Annotated in this window: 16 protein-coding genes; 10 read left to right on the forward strand and 6 right to left on the reverse strand. The window is 64.2% G+C overall.

The window, feature by feature from the left end:
- Nucleotides 1-53 precede the first annotated feature (53 nt).
- The 3 genes from HU763_RS11210 to HU763_RS11220 form a co-directional block, all read right to left on the reverse strand.
- On the reverse strand, nt 54-1,472 hold the full coding sequence (locus tag HU763_RS11210) for a DUF2252 domain-containing protein (RefSeq protein WP_186684864.1): 1,419 nt from the start codon (nt 1,470-1,472) through the stop codon (nt 54-56).
- A gap of 165 nt (nt 1,473-1,637) precedes the next feature.
- Complete coding sequence (locus tag HU763_RS11215) at nt 1,638-2,891, reverse strand: arsenic transporter (RefSeq protein WP_186684865.1); 1,254 nt, start codon at nt 2,889-2,891, stop codon at nt 1,638-1,640.
- Between the two features lie 7 nt (nt 2,892-2,898).
- On the reverse strand, nt 2,899-4,146 hold the full coding sequence (locus tag HU763_RS11220) for an MFS transporter (RefSeq protein WP_186684866.1): 1,248 nt from the start codon (nt 4,144-4,146) through the stop codon (nt 2,899-2,901).
- A gap of 382 nt (nt 4,147-4,528) precedes the next feature.
- Here HU763_RS11220 and HU763_RS11225 point away from each other — a divergent pair, with 382 nt between their 5' ends.
- The 4 genes from HU763_RS11225 (at nt 4,529) to dctM (ending at nt 9,290) form a co-directional block, all read left to right on the forward strand.
- The gene (locus tag HU763_RS11225) at nt 4,529-6,157 is read left to right on the forward strand and encodes a mechanosensitive ion channel family protein (protein WP_186685065.1); all 1,629 of its coding nucleotides are present in this window, start codon (nt 4,529-4,531) and stop codon (nt 6,155-6,157) included.
- A 174-nt stretch (nt 6,158-6,331) separates the two neighbouring features.
- Nucleotides 6,332-7,327, forward strand: coding sequence for a C4-dicarboxylate TRAP substrate-binding protein DctP (gene dctP / locus HU763_RS11230; protein WP_170029640.1), 996 nt, complete (start codon nt 6,332-6,334; stop codon nt 7,325-7,327).
- Between the two features lie 53 nt (nt 7,328-7,380).
- Nucleotides 7,381-8,013 (forward strand): TRAP transporter small permease, encoded by a 633-nt coding sequence (locus HU763_RS11235; protein WP_186684867.1) that lies wholly within the window; start codon nt 7,381-7,383, stop codon nt 8,011-8,013.
- Nucleotides 8,010-9,290, forward strand: coding sequence for a C4-dicarboxylate TRAP transporter large permease protein DctM (dctM, locus tag HU763_RS11240; RefSeq protein ID WP_186684868.1), 1,281 nt, complete (start codon nt 8,010-8,012; stop codon nt 9,288-9,290). Before HU763_RS11235 ends, dctM begins: the two co-directional genes overlap by 4 nt.
- A gap of 173 nt (nt 9,291-9,463) precedes the next feature.
- Here the strand turns inward: dctM and nhaA are convergent, their stop codons facing one another.
- Together nhaA and HU763_RS11250 are read right to left on the reverse strand one after the other, a co-directional pair.
- Nucleotides 9,464-10,825, reverse strand: a complete 1,362-nt coding sequence (gene nhaA / locus HU763_RS11245) for a Na+/H+ antiporter NhaA (protein WP_186685067.1) — start codon at nt 10,823-10,825, stop codon at nt 9,464-9,466.
- A gap of 228 nt (nt 10,826-11,053) precedes the next feature.
- Entirely contained in the window at nt 11,054-11,968 is a 915-nt protein-coding gene (locus HU763_RS11250; protein WP_112249302.1) for a LysR family transcriptional regulator, read from the reverse strand.
- Between the two features lie 206 nt (nt 11,969-12,174).
- Between HU763_RS11250 and HU763_RS11255 the strand changes: the two genes are divergently transcribed.
- The 5 genes from HU763_RS11255 to HU763_RS11275 all read left to right on the forward strand — a co-directional run bounded on the left by HU763_RS11255 (nt 12,175) and on the right by HU763_RS11275 (nt 20,451).
- A complete protein-coding gene (locus HU763_RS11255) occupies nt 12,175-13,197 on the forward strand; it encodes a zinc-dependent alcohol dehydrogenase family protein (protein WP_186684869.1) in 1,023 nt (340 codons plus the stop codon).
- Between the two features lie 517 nt (nt 13,198-13,714).
- Nucleotides 13,715-15,088 carry a hypothetical protein gene (locus HU763_RS11260; protein ID WP_186684871.1) on the forward strand — a complete coding sequence of 458 codons (1,374 nt, stop codon included), beginning with the start codon at nt 13,715-13,717 and terminating at the stop codon, nt 15,086-15,088.
- Nucleotides 15,088-16,446, forward strand: coding sequence for a GntR family transcriptional regulator (locus HU763_RS11265; RefSeq protein WP_186684873.1), 1,359 nt, complete (start codon nt 15,088-15,090; stop codon nt 16,444-16,446). The genes HU763_RS11260 and HU763_RS11265 overlap by 1 nt, the downstream gene beginning before the upstream one ends.
- Before the next feature lie 85 nt (nt 16,447-16,531).
- Nucleotides 16,532-18,181 (forward strand): VRR-NUC domain-containing protein, encoded by a 1,650-nt coding sequence (locus HU763_RS11270; protein ID WP_186684875.1) that lies wholly within the window; start codon nt 16,532-16,534, stop codon nt 18,179-18,181.
- A complete protein-coding gene (locus HU763_RS11275; protein WP_186684877.1) occupies nt 18,178-20,451 on the forward strand; it encodes an ATP-dependent DNA helicase in 2,274 nt (757 codons plus the stop codon). Before HU763_RS11270 ends, HU763_RS11275 begins: the two co-directional genes overlap by 4 nt.
- Here HU763_RS11275 and HU763_RS11280 read toward each other — a convergent pair.
- A complete protein-coding gene (locus tag HU763_RS11280) occupies nt 20,448-21,629 on the reverse strand; it encodes an NnrS family protein (protein WP_186684879.1) in 1,182 nt (393 codons plus the stop codon). The two genes, HU763_RS11275 and HU763_RS11280, sit on opposite strands and share 4 nt — an antisense overlap.
- Nucleotides 21,630-21,843: 214 nt before the next feature.
- Here HU763_RS11280 and HU763_RS11285 point away from each other — a divergent pair, with 214 nt between their 5' ends.
- Entirely contained in the window at nt 21,844-22,758 is a 915-nt protein-coding gene (locus HU763_RS11285; protein ID WP_186684881.1) for a site-specific integrase, read from the forward strand.
- Nucleotides 22,759-22,781 lie beyond the last annotated feature (23 nt).

The raw sequence follows: 22,781 nt of genomic DNA on the forward strand, positions 1-22,781 counted from the left end.
GCACCCGGGTAAATGCAAGCGGGTCATTCACCAGCGCTCAGGCTTGAGCGTGCCTAATCGTCTACCTCACGCAGCGCCTTGATCCGGCCTTTCCTTTCGGCGTCGACCAGCGCCCGGTAATCCTTCGCATTCTGCCCGGCATAGGCCAGGGCAAAGCTGCCAATGGCGGTATCGAAGGCGTCCGATTTGCCCAGATAGCCGCTGATCAACGCGGCGTCGCCGGATTTGGCGTGCGCCCGCGCCAAGGTCATCCCGCACACTTCGGCATACATCGCCATCTGCTCGAACGACGCACCTTCGACCGGCAGTGACATCTTCATGTCACGCAACTGCCTGACGAAGAACTGCCGGCCCTTGCTGCCTTCCGTCCAGCCCAGAAAGATGTCGCTGGCCGATTGCGACAGGCGCTGGCCGGTGACCACGCGCTGGCCCTGGTTGGCGAATTCGCTGGCGCCGGCGTAGGGCGCCAGCACCGACGGGCAGGCCTCCTTGAACTGCAGCAGTAACGGATTGTTTTCTGCCGAGAAAAACAGGCCGACAAAGCAGAACGTGCCTACACTGCCGATGCCGACGGCCTTCACGGCAATGTCTTCCAGGCGATAGCGGTCATACAGCACCCGGCGTTCCGGCAGCAGGGAGTTACGGTAGTCCTCGAGCGCCAGTTTTACGCGCTTGGCAAAATCGGCCTCACGCACATGGAACAGGATCGGCGGCTGGTCGACCAGACGCCGCCGGCCACCCACTTCATCGCTGATCTGCGGGTACAGGTAATCGCCGATGCGCGTCCGGGCTTTGGCCATCAACGCTTCGCGTGCCTTGCGGTACGCAGCATTGGGCGCCATGTCGATCAGCGTTTGCGCATCCAGGCGGTCGTACCATACGTCCAGCGGGCTCATCAGCGACAGCTCACGCATGCGTTTGCGGTAGGCACTGACACAGGCCATGGCCAACTGCCGGGCCTGCTTGCGCTCGAGTCGATTGTCCAGGGCCGCGACGGCAAAACTGACCGCCAACCGTTTGATGTCCCATTCCCAGGGCGCGGGCAGGGTTTCGTCAAAATCATTGATATCGAAGATCAGGTTGCGCTCAGGAGTAGCGAACAGACCAAAGTTCAGTAAATGGCAGTCGCCGCAGGCTTGCACGCGGATGCCGGTACTGGGGAGGCTGGCAAGGTCCCGCGCCATCAGGCCGGCCGAGCCACGCAGGAAGGTGAAGGGGCTGCGCAGCATGCGACCGTAACGGACAGGCACCAGTTCGGGATGCCGGTGACGGTTGGACTGTTCCAGCAACGCGACTGGGTCACGCTGCTTCGAGGAAGGTTTCCACGTTGCATGTGCCGCCCGTGGAACACTGTCGCGCAAGCGCTTGCCGGCCTCGAGCCGCTGCTTGCGCGATTGGAAGTTCCTGTCTTCCCGGAGGTCTTCAATCGCCTTGGGCTTGCGTTTGCTCGGACGTTTCTTGGGCTCAGACATATCGGCACCTTTGATGGGCAAAGGTCATGTGCAGAAGGTAGGCCTGAAGAACAACGGAACTCAGCTGTGCTAAGCCGGCAAATCCAGCGTGACGGATTCCTGGACAGGTATTCAAAGCGTAGCAGCAAACGGCGCCGTTCACGGGCGCCTTTGCCTACCCGTTGATCACACCCACAGCGCCAGCAGCGCCGCCACCAGGGCCGGGGGCATCACCAGCAGCCCCAGGCGCAGGAACTGCCAGGCACTGACATGCTCGCCTTCGCGACGGATCGCGACCAGCCACAGCAGCGTCGCCAGCGAGCCGGTAATCGACAGGTTCGGCCCCAGGTCGACACCGATCAGCAGCGCAGCCGTTGTCTGTTGCGGCAGTTGCACCAGTGAACCCATGGACCCGGCCATCAACCCGGTGGGCAGGTTGTTCATCAGGTTGCTGGCGATGGCGACAGCCACGCCTGCCAGCCAGCTGGCCTGGCTCGGCGCTGCCTCTGCCAGCGTGGCCAGCGCCTGGGCAAGGCGCACGACCAGGCCGGTCTGGGCAACCGCTTCGACCAGTACGAACAAGCCCGCCACCAGCGGCAGCACCCCCCAGGCGACGTGACGCAGTACCGGCATCGGGCTGCGCCGCTGGCGCAGGTGGATCAGCGCCGTGATCGCGACGCCGGCAGCGAACGTCGGCAGGCCCAGCGCCATGTCCAGTGCCGAGGCCCCCAGCAGCAAGGCTGCGGTCAGTGCGATGCCCAGCGCACACAGGCGGGCGCCGGCCGATAGCGGCTGGGTGTGCACGCTCAGGGCCAGCGGCTGATTGATCTGCCGGCGCTGGGCCAGGCGCAGCATCAGGTAGGTCAGGGCGATGGCTGCCAGCGATGGCAGGGTGAACTGCCGGAGCCAGTCTGGCAGCGGTGGCATCTGGCTGCCGAATACCACCAGGTTGGCCGGGTTGGAGATCGGCAGCACGAAGCTGGCCGCGTTGGCAATGAATGCGCAAATGAACAGGTACGGCAAAGGCTCGGCTTTGGCCGCCTTGCACGCTGCATACACTGCCGGCGTGAGCACCACCGCCGTGGCATCGTTGGAGAGGAACACGGTGACCAGCGTACCGACCAGGAACACCAGGTCGAACAGCCGTTGCCCGGAGCCCTGCGCGTGCTGCACGGCGTAGCGCGCCAGCCAGTCGAACAGCCCCTCCTGGCGGGCCAGCTCGGCCAGCACCATCATGCCGACCAGGAACAGGTAGACGTCGCTGCCCTCGGCCACCGCGGCCAGGGCGCTGTGCGCTGTGATCAGGCCCAGGCCGACCAGCAGCAAGGCGCCGCCCATGGCCCAGACGTATTCAGGGATACGCCAGGGGCGCAAGATGACGCCAGCGGTGGCCAGGGCGGCTATGGCCCAGATGATCGATGCGTGTTCGCTGACTGGCATGGGCTGTTCAGTTTCCGGCAAGGGTAGGCAAGGAGGGGGATGGCGAAGCGTCGGGCTGGGTCTCGGGCAGGGCGACCAGCACCAGCACGAAGGCGGCGAGGGCAATCGCGGCCAAGGTCAGGAATGCCGCATCATAGCCAGCGGCCTGCAGCACCAGCCCGGCGATGCCCGGGCTGAGCGCGGCGCCCAGGCCGAATACCGCCGCCAGCGCACCGAGGCTGACATTGAAGCGCCCGGTGCCGTCGGTCAAGTCCTTGACCACGACAGGGAACAGCGCGCCGAAGATACCCGCGCCGACACCGTCGAGCAGCTGCACACCGACCAGCCAGAACGGGTTGTCGGACACCACGTACAAGGCCCCGCGCAGGGGCAGGATGAGAAAGCCGGCCAGCAGGAACGGCTTGCGCCCCCACTGCTCGGCCTTGGCCCCCACCAGCAGCGCCATGGGTACCATCACCAGCTGCGCCGCGACGATGCAGGCGGAGGTGAGCGGGGTGGCCAGGCGCAGGTCGACCTGCGACAGCTTCTGGCTCACCAGGGGCAGCATCGCCGCATTGGCCAGGTGGAACAACGCGCAGCACACCGCGAAAACCAGCAGGGTGCGGTTGTGCAGCAGCAGCTTGAACCCGGCAGGGTGGTCATCACCGCTTGGGCCATGGGCCAGGCCGCGCGCCAGCTGGTGGTCGATCGCTGCGGCGGGCACGCGCGCGACGGCGACGATGCTGGCCACGGTCATGACCGCCATGAGGTAGAACACCACCACCGGGCCGAACAGGTAGGCCAGGCCGCCGGCCAGCAGTGCCGAGCAGGCATTGCCGGCGTGGTTGAAGGTTTCGTTGCGCCCGACCCGCTGGGTGAACGCCTTGGGGCCGGTGATACCCAGCGAGATCGCGGCTATCGCCGGGGCGAACACCGAGCCTGCCAGGGCACTGAGCGTCTGGGTCAAGGCCACCCAGGCGAACGACGAAATCAGCGGCAGCAACAGGCAACTGCCGGTTACCAGCAGGGCAGCGATCACCAGCACCGCGCGCTTGGCCGGGGTGCGGTCGATCAAGGCCCCGGCCGGCGTCTGCGCCAGCAGCGCGACGATGCCGGCCAGGCTCATCAGCAGGCCGATGTTGGCCGGCTGCCACTGGTGCACGGCGAGCAGGTAGATGGCCAGGTAAGGGCCGAGGCCGTCGCGTACGTCGGCAAGGAAGAAGTTCAGCCAGTCGAGGGCACGGTGATGGGAAGCGAGGGGCCTTGAATTTGCCAAGGAGGTCGTCTCGTGAAAGCCATGGGGGAGCGCGAGCGGTAGCCGCGTGTGCCGGATTCAGCCGATAGGCAGGGGCGCTTCGCAATGGGGTAACGAAGCGGGTGAGCGACGGATGGCCGAGGGCAGTGGAACAACGAGGAGAATGTCACGTTTCACGATAGAACTTGATGAAAATCCGATTTTCCGCGCTGGCGATCCTGCTGAGGGCCATGGCACATCGCCAATCCTGGCGTGGGCCAATCATACCGTGGGGGGCGTTGAAATGCAGTAGCCACGCTCAGGCGCAAGATTCGCACCCGTCAACACCTTTGCGGGACGCGGGCCGGCGGCCGCTGTGCTATCACTACCGGCATGCCTTTGGTCAGGGACCAGGAATTTCATGATGAAGCGCCTTTTCTGCCTGCTGTTGATCCTGTTGAGCGTGCGGCCCATGGTCGGCCATGGCGACCAGGCAACAGGCAGTGCCACCGATGGCATACCCGCCGAACCCGCCCAGTTGACCATCGCCAACCGCAGCATCTTCACCTTCCACGCCACCTTGCTTGGGGAAACGCCAGCTGCGCGGGTACAGCGGGCTACCGCGGTGATCGACGAAGCCTTGCGCGGCACGGATGAGCTCAAGGTCACTGTCGACCCCATCCTCAATAGCCATCTGGTGCTGTTGGGCGGGCGACGCGCCTTCATCATTGCTCCGCGTGACCTGGGCCCGGATGACGGCGATACCCGCGCAGCGGCCGAGCAGGCTGCCACGATGCTGCGCCAGGTGGTCGAGGAGACCGGCCAGGCGCGCAGCCTGCACTTCCTGTTGAAGGCGGCCGGCTATTCGACGCTGGCGACGCTGATCTACCTGGCCTTGTTGAAAGCGACCAACCTGGCACGGCGCAAACTGCAAGGCCTGTTGCCGCAGCTGATGCGCGAGCGTGCCCGGCAGATCCGCTTCGGGCAGATGCCGCTGTTCGACATGCAACTGGTCTACGGCTTGATCGAGCGCCTGCTGCGGCTGTTGCACTGGGCCGTGGTGTTGCTGCTGAGTTACCAGTGGTTGAGCTTCGTACTGTCGCAATTCCCCTACACCCGGCCATGGGGTGAAAGCCTCAACGTCTACCTGCTCGACCTGTTGCGTTACCTGCTGCAAGGCATCATGGACGCGATCCCGGGTATCGCCGTGGCGATCATGATCTTTTTCGTCGCCCGCGGGATCAGCGGCTTCAGTCGGCGCCTGCTACAGCGCATGGCCCGGCCGGGAAACCTCAAGTGGCTGACCGAAGAAACCCTGCAACCGACCACCCGCCTGACCTCGCTGGCCATCTGGCTGTTCGCTCTGGTCATGGCCTACCCGTACCTGCCGGGCTCCGGTACCGACGCCTTCAAGGGGCTGTCGGTGCTGCTCGGGCTGATGATCTCGCTCGGCGCTTCGAGCATAGTGGGGCAGGCGGCAGCGGGCCTGATCCTCACCTATTCCCGCACCTTGAAGGCCGGCGAGTATGTGCGGGTCGGTGACCACGAAGGCACGGTGAGCGAAGTCGGCATGTTCAACACCACCATCCGCACCGGCCTGGGCGAGGTGCTGACCTTGCCCAACTCGATGATCACCGGCTCTGTGACGCGCAACTTTTCACGTGTGGTGCAAGGGCAGGGGTACATCGTCGATACCGTGGTGACCATCGGTTATGACACGCCCTGGCGCCAGGTCGAAGCGATGCTGGTGGAAGCTGCCAGGCGTACCGACGGCGTACTGGAAAAACCCAGGCCGCAAGTGTTCCAGACCGGCCTGTCGGATTTCTACCCCGAATACCGCCTGGTAGCCCAGGCGGTGCCGAGTGAACCCAGGCCCCGGGCAGAACTGCTGAGCCTGCTGCACGCCAACATCCAGGATGTGTTCAACGAGTACGGGGTGCAGATCATGTCGCCGCACTACCTGGGCGACCCCGCGCATGAGAAATGGGTGCCGCCAGAGCGCTGGTATGCCGCGCCGGCACGGGCACCCGGTGGCGATCGGCAAGGGGAATAGTCGCTTGCCCGAAGACTATTGCGTGCCACCGAGGGTGGCCCGCGCCAGGCACGCAGCGGCGCTACTGACCCCAGCGGCTGCTGGGGCTTGAGGGCGATTGCGAGAACAACTGGCAAATGCCGCCTAGACTCTGAAGGTCACGTGGCCACAACAACAATAAAGAGGATTCATCGGATGTTCACTCCTGCGATCAAAGCTTTATTCTGCGCGTTTGCCTTGAGCGCCACTGGCCTGGCCCAGGCGGCTGAGCCGATTACCATCAAGTTCTCCCATGTTGTCGCCGAACACACGCCCAAGGGCCAGGGCGCGCTGTTGTTCAAGAAGCTGGTGGAAGAGCGCTTGCCCGGCAAAGTCAAGGTCGAGGTTTACCCCAACTCATCGTTGTTCGGTGATGGCAAGGAAATGGAGGCCTTGCTGCTCGGTGACGTACAGATTATTGCGCCGTCGCTGGCCAAGTTCGAGCAGTACACCAAACAGATCCAGTTGTTCGACTTGCCGTTCCTGTTCGACGACATCCATGCCGTCGACCGCTTCCAGATGAGCCCGGCCGGCCAAGGCTTGCTCAAGTCCATGGAAAGCAAAGGCATCACCGGCCTGGCCTATTGGCACAACGGCATGAAGCAATTGTCGGCCAACAAACCACTGCGCGAGCCGAAGGATGCCCGTGGCCTGAAATTCCGTGTACAGGCTTCGGCCGTGCTCGAGGAGCAATTCAAGGCCTTGCGGGCCAACCCGCGGAAAATGAGCTTTGCCGAGGTCTACCAAGGCCTGCAGACTGGTGTAGTGAATGGCGCGGAGAACCCGTACTCGAACATCTACAGCCAAAAAATGCATGAGGTGCAGAAGTACATCACCGAGTCCAACCACGGCGTGCTGGACTACATGCTGATCACCAACACCAAGTTCTGGAACGGCCTGCCAGCAGACGTGAAACCGGTACTGGAGAAGATCGTCGGCGAGGTCACCACCGAAGTGAACAAGCAAGCCGAGGCGCTCAACCAGGGCGACAAGCAGCGCATCATTGATGCCAAGACCACCGAGATCATCACCCTGACCCCGGAGCAACGCGAAGCGTGGCGTGATGCGATGAAACCTGTGTGGAAGAAGTTCGAAGGTGAGATCGGTGCTGACCTGATCAAGGCCGCCGAAGCCGCCAACACGCCTCAGTAAGGCAGTAGCCGGCCCTGCGCGAGTGGGGCCGGCTTCGCTCTGGAGATCGCGCCATGCACGCCCTCAGACGTATCTGGGAACATTTCGAGGAAGGTTTCATCGTCTTTCTCCTGGCCGCCATGACCCTGGTGACCTTCGTCTACGTGATCCTCAACAACCTCTACACCCTGTTCTACAGCGTGGCTGAGCATTGGCCAGGGGCAGCCGACCTGTTCAACGCCGTTGGCGACCAAGTGATGGACGCCGCCCAGGCCATGACCTGGAGCAATGCGCTGACCAAGGCTTTGTTTGCCTGGTTGATATTCTTCGGCCTGGCCTATGGCGTGCGCACCGCCGGCCATATTGGCGTCGATGCGCTGGTCAAGCGGGCCAGCAAGCCGGTACAACGCATTATCGGTGTAGTAGCCTGCGCCAGCTGCATGGTTTATGCCGGGCTGCTGAGCGTCGCCAGCTTCGAGTGGATCGAGACCTTGCTGACCGCCAGCATCGGCGCCGAAGACCTTGGTCATATTGGCATCATGCAGTGGCACATCGGCCTGATCGTGCCGCTGGGCTTCACCCTGGTATTCATCCGCTTCGGCGAAATCATGGTGCGCATCCTCATGGGCCGCCAGGTGGGGCTGGGCCTTGCGGATGAAGCCGCCGAGGCCATGAAGCTGACCGAGCACGAGGAAGATAAACCATGACCGTCCTGTTCTTGTTCACGGCCTTGTTCGTGCTGATGTTCATCGGCGTGCCGATCGCCATTTCCCTGGGGTTGGCGGGCTCACTGGCGATCATGTTGTTCAGCCAGGACTCGGTGCGCTCGCTGGCGATCAAACTGTTCGAAACCTCCGAGCACTACACCTTGCTGGCCATTCCGTTCTTCCTGCTGGCCGGAGCATTCATGACCACCGGTGGTGTAGCCCGCCGCCTGATCGACTTCGCCAACGCCTGCATCGGCCATGTGCGCGGTGGCCTGGCCATCGCGGCGGTGCTGGCCTGCGTCCTGTTCGCCGCGCTTTCCGGTTCCAGCCCGGCGACGGTCGCCGCCGTCGGTTCGATCGCCATCGCCGGTATGGTGCGCTCGGGTTATCCAACCGCTTTCGGCGCAGGCATCATCTGCAACGCAGGCACTCTGGGCATCCTGATTCCACCCTCGATCGTGATGGTGGTATACGCCGCCGCTACCGAGACTTCGGTCGGCAAGTTGTTCATGGCAGGGGTGGTGCCGGGGTTGATGCTCGGGCTGATCCTGATGATTGTCATCTACATCGTGGCGGTGAAACGCAACCTGCCGGCGTTGCCCCGGGCTACGTTCAGCGAGTGGCTGAGCGCGGCGCGCAATGCAATCTGGGGGCTGCTGCTGATCCTGATCATTCTCGGTGGCATCTACAGCGGAATGTTCACCCCAACCGAGGCGGCTGCGGTCGCGGCGGTGTATTCGGCCTTCATCGCGCTGTTCGTGTACCGCGACATGTCCTGGCGCGAAGCACCGAAGGTACTGCTGGAGTCCGCCCGGCTGAGCATCATGCTGATGTTCATCATCGCCAACGCCATGCTTTTCGCCCATGTGCTGACCACCGAACAATTACCGCAGCAGATTACCGCCTGGGTCATCGAGGCCGGGCTTACCCCCGTGACCTTCCTGCTGGTGGTCAACGTGGTGCTGCTGGTGGCTGGCGCGTTCATGGAGCCATCGGCGATCATCCTGATCCTGGCGCCGATCCTGTTCCCGATCGCCACGCGACTGGGCATCGATCCGGTGCACCTTGGCATCATCATGGTGATCAACCTGGAAATCGGCCTGATTACCCCCCCGGTTGGGCTCAACCTGTTCGTCACCTCTGCCGTGACCGGCATGCCACTGGTGGACACCGTGCGTGCAGCAATGCCCTGGTTGCTGATCCTGCTGTTGTTCCTGATCCTGTTGACTTACGTGCCTTGGATCGCGCTGGTGTTGCCTGAGATGTTGGGCATGTGAACCCACAGTGATAGCGGCTTTGTATTGCCGGAAGCCGTCATGGACGGGTGTCCGAACACGGTTGACCGAAACGCCATGGGCAGGATATGTGGTGGCCCGCCTGACACAGTGGGTAGCTGTGTCAGGCGTGGCGATCCGCTTGCCCAATTGCAGTGGATCGCCAGTTGATACTGCTAGACGGTCGAACCGGCTTTGCTCACGGTAGGTGCCCTGCGCAGGTTATACGCCCCCCAGGCCAGGCCTAACAGTGCCGCCAGCACCGAGGCGGAAAGCACGCCAAGTTTGGCCGCCGCCAGCGCGCCTGGCTCGGCGAAGGCAAGATTGGCAATGAAGATCGACATGGTAAAACCGATGCCGGCCAGCAACCCGATCAAGAAAATGCTGCGCCAGCCTACCTCGGCGGGAAGCGCGCACCAGCCCAAGCGCACCATCAGCCAACTGACGCCGACGATGCCCAAGGGTTTGCCAGCTACCAGGGCGACAGTGACGGCGATCATTACCCATTGCGGGGCCTCGGCAGACAGATCGACACCTGATAGATTTACCCCGGCGTTGGCCAAGGCAAACACTGGCATGATGCCGAAAGCTACCCAGGGATGCAGGGTACCTTGCATGCGCACCACCGGCGGCACCAGTTCACGCTGGGCCAAGCGCAGCCGTTTCAACGGGTCCATGAGGTCGCTGGCATCCCGCTCTGGCGCCCTGGCGCGTCCCAGCAGTTCTCCGGTAAAGCGGGTAACTGCATCCAGCGGGCGCTCGCGCATCGGCATTGCGGCTACAGGCGTCATCAGGCCCAACACAACGCCGGCGAGGGTCGGGTGGGCTCCGGTCAACAAGACACCCAGCCAAGTGATTGCGCCAGGAATGATATAGGCGTAGGCGGCACCCACACCGATCTTCTGAAGCCCGATCACCATCAGCAGGCCGATCACTGCAACGCCGAAACCGCTGTAATCCAGGCCACCTGAATAGAAGAACGCGATGATCAGCACTGCGATGATGTCATCGATGATCGCCAGGGCCAGCAGGAACACGCGGACGTTGGACGGGATCGACTTGCCGAGCAGCGCCAGAACCCCTACCGCAAAGGCGATATCCGTAGCCGTCGGGACGGCCCAACCTTGTTGTTCTGCCGATGCGTGGCCAAAACCCAGATAGAGGAGGGCGGGCACGGCGACACCGCCGACGGCGGCTGCCATGGGTAGCGTGGCTTGACGCAGGCTGGACAGTGCGCCCTCGTGGATTTCGCGACGGATTTCCATGCCGACGACCAGGAAAAAGATGGTCATCAAGCCATCGTTGATCCAGAAATGCAGGGACTGTGAATAGACCAGCGAGCCAACACCGATCGTCAACGGCGTGTGCCAAAGGCTGTCGTAGCTGTCGGCAGCTGGAGAGTTCGCCCAGATCAGTGCCGCCACAGCGGCAAGCAGTAGGACAATGCCGCTGACTGCTTCAATGTGTACGAAGCGTTCAAGGTTGGCGAAGGCACGCTCGGCCAGTTGCTGGGCGCGAGGCAATTCCTTTTTTTGCATAGGCGCAAGTACTCCCGCATGGCGGCCCGACCTGCGCTGTTCTTTAACCTGCCTCTCTGCACCGTGCAGTTGGCACCCATCCGGTAGTCTACCGAACAAACACCGTCAGATGAACGAAAAGTGCCAAACCTGATGTTTCGCAGAGCAGCGTGAACACACGGTGGGCGTCGGCTTCGACGATGGCTGTGGCGCCGGGCATCGTGGTCAAGGTTCGTTTCCGGTGCGCGCTTAAAGACTGTCCGGATCGCCGAAGAACATCTGTATCCGCGAGCGCAACCAGCGCTCCGCCGGGTCGTTGTCCTGGGCCCCGCGCCAGGCCATGTGCAGTTCGAAACTGCGCACCTCAAGTGGCAAGTCCTCCGCCCGCAGCCCACCCGCTGCGGTCAGCGCATCAGCCGTGTAGTCCGGCACCGTGGCCACGATATCCGTGCCCGCCAGCAAACTCCCCAGGCCGTTGAATTGCGGCACCGCCAGCACCACATGGCGCTTGCGGCCAATTTCTTCCAGGGCTTCGTCGATGAACCCCGACAGGTCACCGGCGAACGACACCAGCGCGTGCGGCCGAGCACAGAAGTCGTCCAGGGTAATGGCGCCGGGGACGCTGTCGGCGCGCAACAGCTTGGGCATGCTGCGGCGCAGCACCTTGCGCTTGGCGTTGGCGGGCAGCTCGCTGGTGTAGCTGACCCCCACCGAGATCTCGCCCGAAGCCAGCAGCGTCGGCATCAGCAGGTAGTTGACCCGGCGCACCACCAGCACGATGCCCGGTGCTTCGGCACGGATACGCTTGAGCAACTGCGGCAGCAGGGCGAACTCGGCGTCGTCCGACAGGCCGATGCGGAACACCGCATTGCTGGTGGCCGGGTCGAATTCGGCTGCGCGGCTGACGGCGGTGGAAATCGAGTCCAGCGCGGGAGACAGCAGGGCGAAGATCTCGTGCGCCCGGGCCGAGGGCTCCATGCTACGGCCGGTACGCACGAACAGCGGGTCGTCGAACAGGTTGCGCAGGCGTGACAGGGCCGCGCTGATGGCGGGCTGGCCGAGGAACAGTTTTTCCGCGGCACGGGTCACGCTGCGCTCGTGCATCAGCGTTTCGAACACAATCAGCAGGTTGAGGTCTACGCGACGCAGGTCGTTTCGATTCATCGGGGCGCTTCGCCTGAAAGGGGGCAGGGGTGAATCTTAAGGCCAAAGGCTGGTACCCTGCACGGGTTTACGGGGGCCAATCGCAAGGAAAGTCAGGTGCCCAATCGATGACAAGCATGTCGACTATTAATGACCACTGATGGTCTAACCGGTAAAGCCCGGATAGAGTTCGTGGTAATTAGAGGTTCACAATGGCGAGGTATGCGATGTCCCGCATGATCCGTTTCCACAAGTTCGGCGCTGCCGATGTGCTCCGCTGCGAGGAGCAGGCCGAACCGTCACCCGCTGCCGACGAGGTGCAGATCCGCGTCGAAGCGATTGGCGTCAGTTGGTATGACGTGCTCTGGCGGCAGAACCTGGCACCGTCCCAGGCACGCCTGCCGGCGGGGATCGGCCATGAGATGGCCGGGGTGGTGACGGCGGTCGGCGAAGGCGTCGAAGACATCGCGGTAGGCGACCGGGTGGCCAGTTTCCCGGCGACCAGTGCCAACGACCACCCGGTGTATGGCGATGTCATCGTCCTGCCACGCACTGCCATTACCCGCTACCCGGATGTACTCACGCCGATCGAGGCCAGCGTGCACTACACGCCGCTGCTGATCGCCTATTTCGCCTACGTCGACCTGGCCCGGGCCAAAGCCGGGCAGACCGCGCTGGTCACCGATGCCAGCCATTGCGCGGGCCCGGCCTTCGTGCAACTGGGCAAGGCCCTGGGCTTGAAAGTGTTTGCCGCTACCAAGGAAGCGGAACAGCGTGAGTACCTGCTGGGCCTGGGCGCCGATAAGGTGATCGTCACCGAAGAACAGGATTTGCTGCTGCAGGTTGGCAAGTACACCGACGGCCGTGGCGTGGACATGGTCCTCGACGGCATGGGCGGGCCGCAGATGTCATTGCTGGGCGATGTTCTGGCTCCGCGTGGAAGCCTGGTGCTGTATGGCCTGCAAGGCGGCAACCAGACGCCGTTCCCGGCCTGTGCGGCGTTCCAGAAGAACATCCAGTTCTATGTGCATTGCATCGGTAACTTCACCGGCAAGCCGGAGCTGGGTATCAGCCAGGACCAGGTCGCGCTGCAGCGCGCCCTGCGCGATATCAACCAGTTCACTGCCGACCAGTTGCTGACACCGCAGATTATCAAGGTGTACCCCTTCGAGCAGGTGGTGGAGGCGCACCGCTACATGGACCAGTGCCCGTGCGGTGGGCGTGTGGTGTTGAATATGGGGCGCCACTGACACTGACGGTTGTTCGATGGTCGGAAAACCCGGGGCTGCCCCCGGGTTTTTTTGTGCCTCGAAAAATGCCTGATAGGTAAAAACCAGAAGTTACTTACAATACTGCGCGAATCGGACTACATGTCTGCGGCGGTTTTCCTGCTCTATCGAAATATTTCGGCATGTTTTTCGCCTTGTATTGTATTTACACCGCAGTCAATGTGATTTTTCATTTTTTCTGAATGGTTTTTATACGCTGATCTGTATCTTCCATTCGCTTTGCATCGCTCGATAATGGCCCAATGATAGTTTGCGCAAGGAATGTGGGATGAGCAGGGCTATGCACAAGCCAGGGCGGTGTTTGCCAGCGCCGCGCAGTCGCAGGGCTGCATTTTTCTCGATGGCCTGGCGACAGCGAATAGTTACGTCATTACTTCCTTTCGTTTGTAGGAAATATCTTCGGGAAAGGTCGAGACATGTGTTCGAGCAGGGTGTTGTTCGGCATGCATCGGCTGTTTGAAGTTGATGAGGTGACTCCGTGACGGCTATTCACGACCAGGCAATGCACTATATCTACCAGCAAGTGCTCGAGCGTTTGCTGAACCACATGTCCAAGGCCCAGCGTGCCTCTCTGCAGTTGCTGATACAGCGCTTGCTGGTCGCTGCAGGCGGGCCCGAATACATTGGCACTCTCCGCCTGCTGGTATTGCAGGGCAGCGATCGTCGCAGTGCCCGGCTGCTGGCCATGCTGCGTGCCGCGCAATTGAGCATTGCCTTGCGTGCACCAGTCACGTTCCAAATACGGGTGCTGGTGGTCAGCTTGCCTGCCGCCGACAGCGCTACGCTGGAAAACCATGAGCGCAGCTTCAGCGCGCTGTTCCTGCAGGACGACCCGCGGGTGCAGCTCCAGATGATCGAGGGGCGCGAAGTAGTGCCGTTCAGTCGCCAGCCCTCGGCAGCGTACGAACGACGGTTGCAAGCGCGAGATGCCCTGCTGATATTTGGCCACCTGGTCGATGCCAGGCCCGAAGCCCTGTTGGGTAGCCGCCTGCACCTGGAGCTGGCGGATGCCGTGGGCGCCGCGCTGCAGGCCCAGGCACCTGCCGACGTACTGGTTACTGCCGTCCCGGCGCACCTGCGCCGGCGCTACCTGGCCTGGGCCCGGCGCAGCCTGCGCCTGGCGGGGGCGCAGGGCTCGCACCGCGGCCATCAGTGCCTGGCGACGCTGAGCCAGGGGCTGGGCTGGCTGCACGGTAGCGTCGGCGGGGCACTCGAACCCCAGGGCGAGGCGACAGCGGGCGTGGCGGCCGAGGATGCGCCCGTGCGGATGTTTGTCATCGATGACTTGCTGCCGCATTTGCTCGAAGGGCAACAACTCGACCTCATGCTCGGCTGTGGCTTCGCCGCCGCTCAGGATACCTGGGCGCTGGCGGCGTTCATCGACCCATCGGCCTTGGCCCAATTGCACGAACTGCGCGCCCGCAGCCTGGAGCCCCAGGCCGGTCGGCCAGCGCTACGCCTGGCCGGCAGCCGGCCCGCCGATGCACAGCAGATGCAGTTTGGCAAAGCCTACGGTATCAACCAGACCCAACTGGTGTGCGTCCTGTTCAGCCCGTTTGCCAGGCAGGGGAAGAACCTCGAGCGGTTCCTGCAGTGCCGGCATCCCGACATGCTGGTGGCGTTGCCGTACCTGCACCGAGCCCTGCAGGGCAAAACCTGCCCAGAGGCGGTCAAGGACTGGCTGGTAACCACCAGTGGCCTGTCGCTGGCGCAATTGCGGGCGATCTATGACGGGCGCTTGCGCCTGGCGGCCTGGCGCCTGATGAGCAACCTGGCGCAACGCGATATCCATTTGCGCTGGTTGCCGCCCGGCGCGGCAGGGCGGCGGCGCGGTGCGGCAGGGCAGCCCTGATGAAAACGCGGGCCGTACGGAGCGAGTTTGCCTATCGCAAGGTGTACCGCTACCTGATAGCGCTGATCGACGAAGCACCTGGCGCAAGCCCATGCCGCTTGCCGTCGCTGCGAGCGCTGTCGCGCCGGCTGCGAGTATCGTTGGCCACCGTGCAGAGCGCCTACAACCTGCTGGAGGAGGAGGGCCGGGTTCGCTGCCTGCCAAGATCGGGATACTTCATCCACGAGGCTGCCAAGGGCGAGGCCGTGAGCATGCCCGCGCAGGCCCCCTTGCCTGCGCAGCCAAGCCTTGAGCGTGCCCTGTTCAACCACGAGCGGCGCCTGGCGCGCCAGCGCACGCACAGTGCCAGCGCCTGGGCGGAACTCGGCAGCGCCCGCCTGCGCCATGCGCTGGCACAGCGCTATACCCGCTCCTCCAGCCTGTACTGGCGTGCCGAGGATGTGCAACTGGCCCCGGATGTCCCGGCGCTATTGGAAACACTGCTGGCTGCGCTGGCCTTGCGAGGGGGAACCGTGCTGGTGCATGCGCCCTGTTGCCCACAAGTGCTGCGCGCCCTGGCGCGTGCCAGCATGCGCGTGCTGGACGTGCCGGCAGACCCGCATGGCAACCCCGACTTGCGCGCCGTGGCCCGGCTGCTGGGAAGCGAGCCGGTGTGCATGATGGTCATGCCGTCGTGCCTTGGCATGCCGCAAGGGCGCCTGGTGGCGCCGTACTACCAGCGCCAGCTTGGCCAGTTGTTGGCCCGCCACCCGGTATGGCTGCTGGAGAACGACCTGGACAGCGAGCATTGCTACAGCGGGCCGCCGACCCAGCGCCTGCGTGACTGGGTCGATCCACGCTGGCTGCTGGTGATGGGGGCGTTCGAAGCGGTAGTCGGGGCCGAGGCACCCTACGCCTATGTCCTGGCCCAGGATGCGGTATTGGCCGGTACGTTCGCCGAGCGTGCGTTTCGGCTTGCGCCACTGCGCCTGCAGGCGCTTGCGCAAATGCTCGGCAGACGGGAGATAGAAGCACAACTGGTACGCTTGCGCTCAGACCTGCAAAGGCGCGCACTATGCCTGGCACACGCGCTGGAGCTGCAGTTCGGCACGCGGGTGGTGCTGGAAATGCCTGAGGGGGGCCAGGCACTCTGGGTGCGTTTTCGCCAGCCGTTGGTGTGGGAGGGGATCGCCGCGGCCTTGGCGGGTTCGGCACTGCATGCGCTACCCGGCGGGCAGTTCAGCCAGCAGGGGCAGTATCAGCAGTATCTGGCGTTGGTGTGGGTGGGGGAGCAGACGGAGGCCTTGCACCAGGCTGTGGAGCGCCTGGCCCAGGCACTGGAGCTGCGTTGCGGGCGGCCCGCCAGCATTGTGGGTTGAACACGGCACGACCCACGGCACTTGCCAGGCGGGCTGATCTGTATGTATAACCAGTATCTACTCCAGCCGCCTGACCCCATTTCCAGTGATCGCCCATTCCGTCGATGACCCGTTCTACTACCTGCACAATTTCCGCCAGGTGCTGCTGTGGGTCGAACAACGCTACGCAGACCTGCTTGACGACCAGGAACTGGCTTTCATCCGCACCTTCAGCCAACTGGCCGCCCCGGCGCAGGCGCTGATGGTGCGCATGGTCATGCGCAAAGGCGAGCTGTTTCGCAGCGACCGCCTCGACTATGCCGAGATCGGCGACACCGGCCAGGCGCTGCAGCCGTTGCTGGCCCTCGGCTGGGTGCAGGAACCTGCACACCTGGCGCTGGAGCAGCTGTTCGCCTTGTTGCGCAAGGACGAGCTTGCCCGCTGTCTTGCCCGCTACCTGAGCCACCCGCGCGCTGCCAAGCAGCAGTTGCTGGCCCAACTGCAACCGCTGGGCCTGGAGCCCCGGCCATTGGCCGAGTGGTGCCCGGGCAGCGACCTGCGCATCTTGCAGTGGTGCCGGCAACCGCTGTGCGACCGCATGCGCCTGCTGTTTTTCGGCAACCTGTATCAGGACTGGTCGGACTTCGTCCTAGCCGATCTTGGCCTGTTGCGCTACGAACAGGTGCCGTTCAGCACCGATTCGCGTGCCTTGCAGCAACGCGCCGAGGTCGACCTGGCCATGGCCCTGCATCATTGTGCCGAACGCCTGGACCAAGGCGACGACCCAAGCGCGATCCTCGCGACCCTGCACGGCCTGCACAGCGACAACCCATGGCTGGCCCGGCGTTATGCGCGCCTGCAATTTGCCCTGGGCCAGCAGTGCGAGCGCCAAGGCGACTGGGCGCAGGCCATGGCCGTCTACGCCCAGTGCAGCCATGCCCAGGCGCGCATCCGCCAGGTGCGGGTGCTCGAGCGCAGCGAGCAATGGCCCCAGGCGCATGCCCTGGCACTGCAACTGGCGGCGGCACCGGCCAACGCGCTGGAAGTGCAGGCGCTGGAGCGCATGCTGCCACGCCTGGCCCGCAAGCTCGGTGGCCCACCACAACCGCGCCAGCGTGCGGCCGCCCTCGAGCTGATCGAACTGGAGCTGCCACGCGAGCACGCCGCGCTGGGCGTGGAGGAGGCCGTGCGGCAACACCTGGCCGAAGCGGATGGGCCAATGCATTACGTGGAGAACACGCTGTTCAACAGCCTGTTCGGCCTGCTGTGCTGGGAAGCGATCTTCGCCCCGGTGCCCGGCGCGTTCTTCAACCCGTTCCAGGCGGCGCCCCAGGACTTGCATGACAGCGACTTCCAGCACCGCCGCAGTGCACAGTTCGAGCGTTGTCTGGGGCGGCTCGACGACGGCAGCCATCACCAGGCCATTCTCGACTGCTACGCCACCAAGCAGGGCTTGCAGTCGCCGTTCGTGTTCTGGTCCATGCTCAGCGAGACGCTGCTGCAACAGGCGCTGGCCTGCCTGCCCGCGGCGCACTTGAAGCAGTGTTTCCTGCGCCTGTTGCAGGACATCCGCAACAACCGCGCCGGCATGCCCGACCTGATCCAGTTCTGGCCTGGGCAGGGCCGCTATCGCATGGTCGAGGTCAAGGGGCCGGGCGACCGCCTGCAGGATAACCAGCTACGCTGGCTGGAATTCTGCCGGGCCCATGGGCTGCCCGTCGCGGTGTGCCATGTGCGCTGGAGCGAAACACCGTGAGCTACAGCGTGGCGGTGCGTGCACTGTGCGAGTTCAGCGCCAAGGTCGGCGACCTGGACCTGCGTTTCACACCATCGCCTACCGCCCAGGAGGGGATCGAGGGGCATCGGCGGGTGGTGGCACGGCGCGCGGCGGGCTACGAGTCGGAAATCACCCTCGAAGGCCAGTTCGAAACCCTGAAGGTGCGTGGCCGTGCCGATGGCTATGACCCCGCCTGCAATCGCCTGGAAGAAATCAAGACCCACCGTGGCGACCTCGCGCGCCAGCCGGCCAACCATCGCCAGTTGCACTGGGCGCAGGCCAAGGTCTATGGCTGGTTGATGTGCCAGGCACGGCAACTGCCGGCCATCGAGGTGGCGCTGGTGTACCTGGACGTGGACAGCGACGGCCAGACGCTGCTCAGCGAGCACTGTACCGCCAGCGAACTGCAGGCTTTCTTCGAAACCCAGTGCCAGCGCTTCCTGGCCTGGGCACAACGGCAGGAGCAGCGCCTGGCCGAGCGTGACCGTGGCCTGCAGGCATTGGCCTTTCCGTATCCGGCGTTTCGCCAGGGTCAGCGGCAACTGGCGGAAACCCTGTACAAGGCGGTGAGCACCGGCCGTTGCCTGATGGCCCAGGCCAGCACTGGCATCGGCAAAACCCTCGGTACCTTGTTCCCGCTGCTCAAGGCCATGGCCCCGCAGCGCCTGGACAAGCTGTTCTTCCTGACTGCCAAGACGCCGGGGCGGGCCCTGGCCCTCGATGCCATGCGCCAGATCACCGACGCCACGCCGCAACCGGCCTTGCGCACCCTGGAACTGATTGCCCGCGACAAGGCCTGCGAATACCCCGACAAGGCCTGCCACGGCGAGTCCTGCCCATTAGCAGCGGGCTTCTACGACCGCCTGCCTGCCGCGCGCGAAGCGGCCGCCGCGCTGCCATTGCTGGACCGCGCGCAGCTGCGTGAGGTGGCCTTGGCGCACCAGGTGTGCCCGTATTACCTGGCCCAGGAAATGGCGCGCTGGGTAGATGTGCTGGTGGCGGACTACAACTACTACTTCGATGCCCACGCCCTGTTGTTCGGCCTCACTCTGGTCAACCAGTGGCAGGTCGCGGTGCTGGTGGATGAGGCGCACAACTTGGTCGAGCGCGGGCGTGGCATGTACAGCGCCAGCCTCGACCAGGGCCAGCTGCTGGCCCTGCGCCAAAGCAAGCCAGCCGGGCTGGTCGGTGCACTGGACCGCCTGAACCGGCAGTGGAACGCGCTCTACAAGGAACAGCGGGCGCCTTACCAGGCCAGCGAGTCGCTGCCGGAAGGCCTGCTGCGTGCCTTGCAGCAGTGCATCGGGCTGATCCAGGAACAGATGAACCAGGCGCCTGCGCAAATCGACCCGCAGGTCCTGCAGTTCTTCTACCAGGCCCTGCAGTTCAGCCGCGTCGCCGAGCTGTTCGACGAGCACTTCCTGTTCGACATCAGCCAGCGCCAGGGGCCACGCCAGCGGCGGCTGGCCACCCTGAGCCTGCGCAACGTCACTCCGGCGCGGCTGTTGGCCCCGCGCATGCAGGCGGCGCGAAGCGTGACGCTGTTTTCGGCGACGCTGAGCCCACGGCATTTCTACAGCGACCTGCTGGGCATGCCGGCGGATACCGCCTGGCTGGAAGTGGCGGCGCCGTTTCGCGCCGAACAGCTGCAAGTGCGCATCGCCAGCCAGGTGTCCACCCGCTACCAGCAACGCCAGGCCTCGCTGGCGCCGATCGTCCAGCTGATTGCCGAGCAGTATGCGCGAATGCCCGGTAACTACCTGGCTTTCTTCAGCAGTTTCGAGTACCTGCAGCAGGTGGCCGGGCTGTTGGCCGAGCAGCATGCACAGATTCCCTTGTGGTGCCAGGAGCCCGGCATGGACGAAGCCGCCCGCCAAGGCTTCCTCGACCGCTTTGTGGCGGATGGCCGTGGCGTCGGTTTTGCAGTCCTGGGCGGCGCTTTCGGCGAGGGCGTGGATTTGCCGGGCACGCGGTTGATCGGTGCGTTCGTCGCCACGCTCGGGCTGCCCCAGGTGAACCCGGTCAACGAGCAGTTCAAGCAGCGCCTGGGGCGGCAGTTTGGTGCGGGGTTCGATTACGCCTATCTCTACCCGGGCGTGCGCAAGGTCATCCAGGCGGCGGGCCGGGTTATCCGTGGTGACCAGGACCGTGGCGTACTGGTGCTGATCGACGAACGCTTCGCCGAACCCCGGGTGCAGCAGATGTTCCCGGGGTGGTGGCCAGTGGCCGAACAGCTGGGCGCAGGTTAACCCGGCATGCCATCGGCACGTGGCCGCAGCAGGATAGGCAGGTAGTGTTGCAGGAACAACAACAAGGCCAGGCTCCAGCACAGCGCCGCAAGGCTCACCCCCAACGGCGTGAACACTGCCAGCAGCACCCGCGCCAGCGTCGCCAGCTGCATCAGGGCAAACGCCCAGGCAACGCGTTTCGGTACCTGCAGCGGCCTGCCGGTATGGCCCAGGCTGACCCGTGCCATCATTGCCAGGATCAGCCCGCTCATGGCCCCGACAGTCAAGGCATGGGTGACCAGGCTGGGGTTCAGCGCTACCCCTGCATGCCATAGCGCCATGCCCAGGCAGGCAATGGCCAGCCAGGCATAGGCCAGGTGCAGCGACCACAGCAGAGGTACCCGCCACAGGCCGCGATCATGCCATTGCACCAGGCGGGTGGCCTGCAGCGCGAACAAGGCGCCGAACAGCAGTGCCAGGCCGATATTCGGCGTGTCGGCCAGGCCCGCGACGAAGGCCAGCGGTACCGCCACGCTCAGCAGCAGGCAGGCCCGATCCTGCCAGGGGCGGGCAGGAGCCGGGGTCATGTTGCCCAACCCACGCAGGGTGAAGAACGGGATGACTCGCCCGCCCAGCATGGTCATCATCGCGGCCACCAGCCACAAGCCGGCGAACACTCCCCGCCGTTGCCACAGCTCGTCCTGGCGCAGCCAGCCGGCCAGGGTCAGCCACTGGCAAGCGGCAATCAGCAGCACCAGGCCGACAATGGGATAGTTGTTGCGCAAGCGCCGTTGCACGATTGGCCGTGCCAGGGCCAACGCCACCAGGGGCAGAAAGCTCCCTTCGATCAGCACCAGCAAGCTGCCCGGCAGCGCTACAAACCAACTCGCCCGGCCCAGCAGCCACAGCAGGAACAGGCCTTGTAACGCACGCCCATGCAGGCCCGGGATGCCGCTCCAGTTCTGCACCGCAGTCAGCAGGAAGCCGGCGACGATGGCTGCGGCGAAGCCGTAGAGCATCTCGTGGCGATGCCAGGCCAGCATGCCGCCGGCGGGTGTTGGGGCAATGACGCCGGCAAGTACCCCGGCCCACAGCAGCACGGCGAGCAGGGCAAACAGGCTGCCGCCGAGAAACAATGGGCGAAAACCCAGGCCCCAGACGGCCTGGCGTGGGCGTGAATCGATCGGTTGCACGAGCATGGGCGGACCTGGATTCGTGAGTGGGCTTCAATTGCGGTAAGATCACGAACCGTGCCAGCTGTAAAGCCCTTGTATATCAAGGTGATGGCACCTCTCTGGGTCCAAATGACTTGCGTACAGCGCAGTCATACCGACTCGCTGGTATGTCGTTTTGACTTGCTTCAGGGGCCGGCCGGTTCGCCGCTGGCCAACGCTTCGCTACAGGATTCACGTTGTGTCCGATCTCTCCAAAAACCCGCTGCTGCAGTACATGGCCCGCCTGGCCCCATCCAGCCAGCAAACCATGCGCTACATTCTCCAGGACGCTGCCGACCGGCTGGGTTTTGTCGACTGCAATATCGTCGATGTGCCCTGGCACCGGCTTGAACCCGGTCATGTGATCGCTCTGGTCGCGGCCCTGCGCACCGACGGCTATGCGCCCAACAGTTCGTCGCTGTACGTCAATGCCATCCGCGGGGTGATGAACGAAGCCTGGCGCCAGGGGCTGATCGAACATGAACAGTTGCTGCGCATCCGCGAAGTCAAGCCGGACAGCGGCAGCCGCCTGCCGCCGGGGCGTAACCTGCGGCGGAGCCTGATTCGCGAACTGATGGATGTGTGTGCAGCCGACCCCCGGCCACAGGGTGTCCGTGATGCGGCGATCATCGCCTTGCTGTATGGCACCGGCATGCGCAAGTCCGAATCGGTGGACATCGACCTCGACCAGGTCGACTTCGAGGCGCGCAGCCTGCAGGTAGTGGGCAAGGGCAACCGCCAGCTGATCAAGTACGCGCCACCGTGGGCGTTCGAGAAGTTGCAGGCGTGGCTCGACCTGCGCCGCCAGGACCTGCCGGCAGGCACCGAGGACGACCCGTTCCTGTTCAACCGCATCCGCCGGGGCAGCCACATCACCCGGGCGCGTATCACCAAGCATGCCATCTACTACATCGCTCGCCAGCGCGGTGCCCAGGTGGGCGTGAAGATCATGCCGCACGACTTCCGCCGGGCCTTCATTACCCGGGTGATCGAAGAGCACGACCTGTCGATTGCGCAGAAGCTGGCGCACCACGCCAATATCCAGACCACGGCCATCTATGACCGGCGCGATGACAACGAGCGTCGGCGCGCGGTGGACCGCTTCGACTACTGATTACCTTACCGGTTGACGCGACC

It is taken from the genome of Pseudomonas anuradhapurensis (assembly GCF_014269225.2).
GTDB classification, from domain to species: domain Bacteria; phylum Pseudomonadota; class Gammaproteobacteria; order Pseudomonadales; family Pseudomonadaceae; genus Aquipseudomonas; species Aquipseudomonas anuradhapurensis.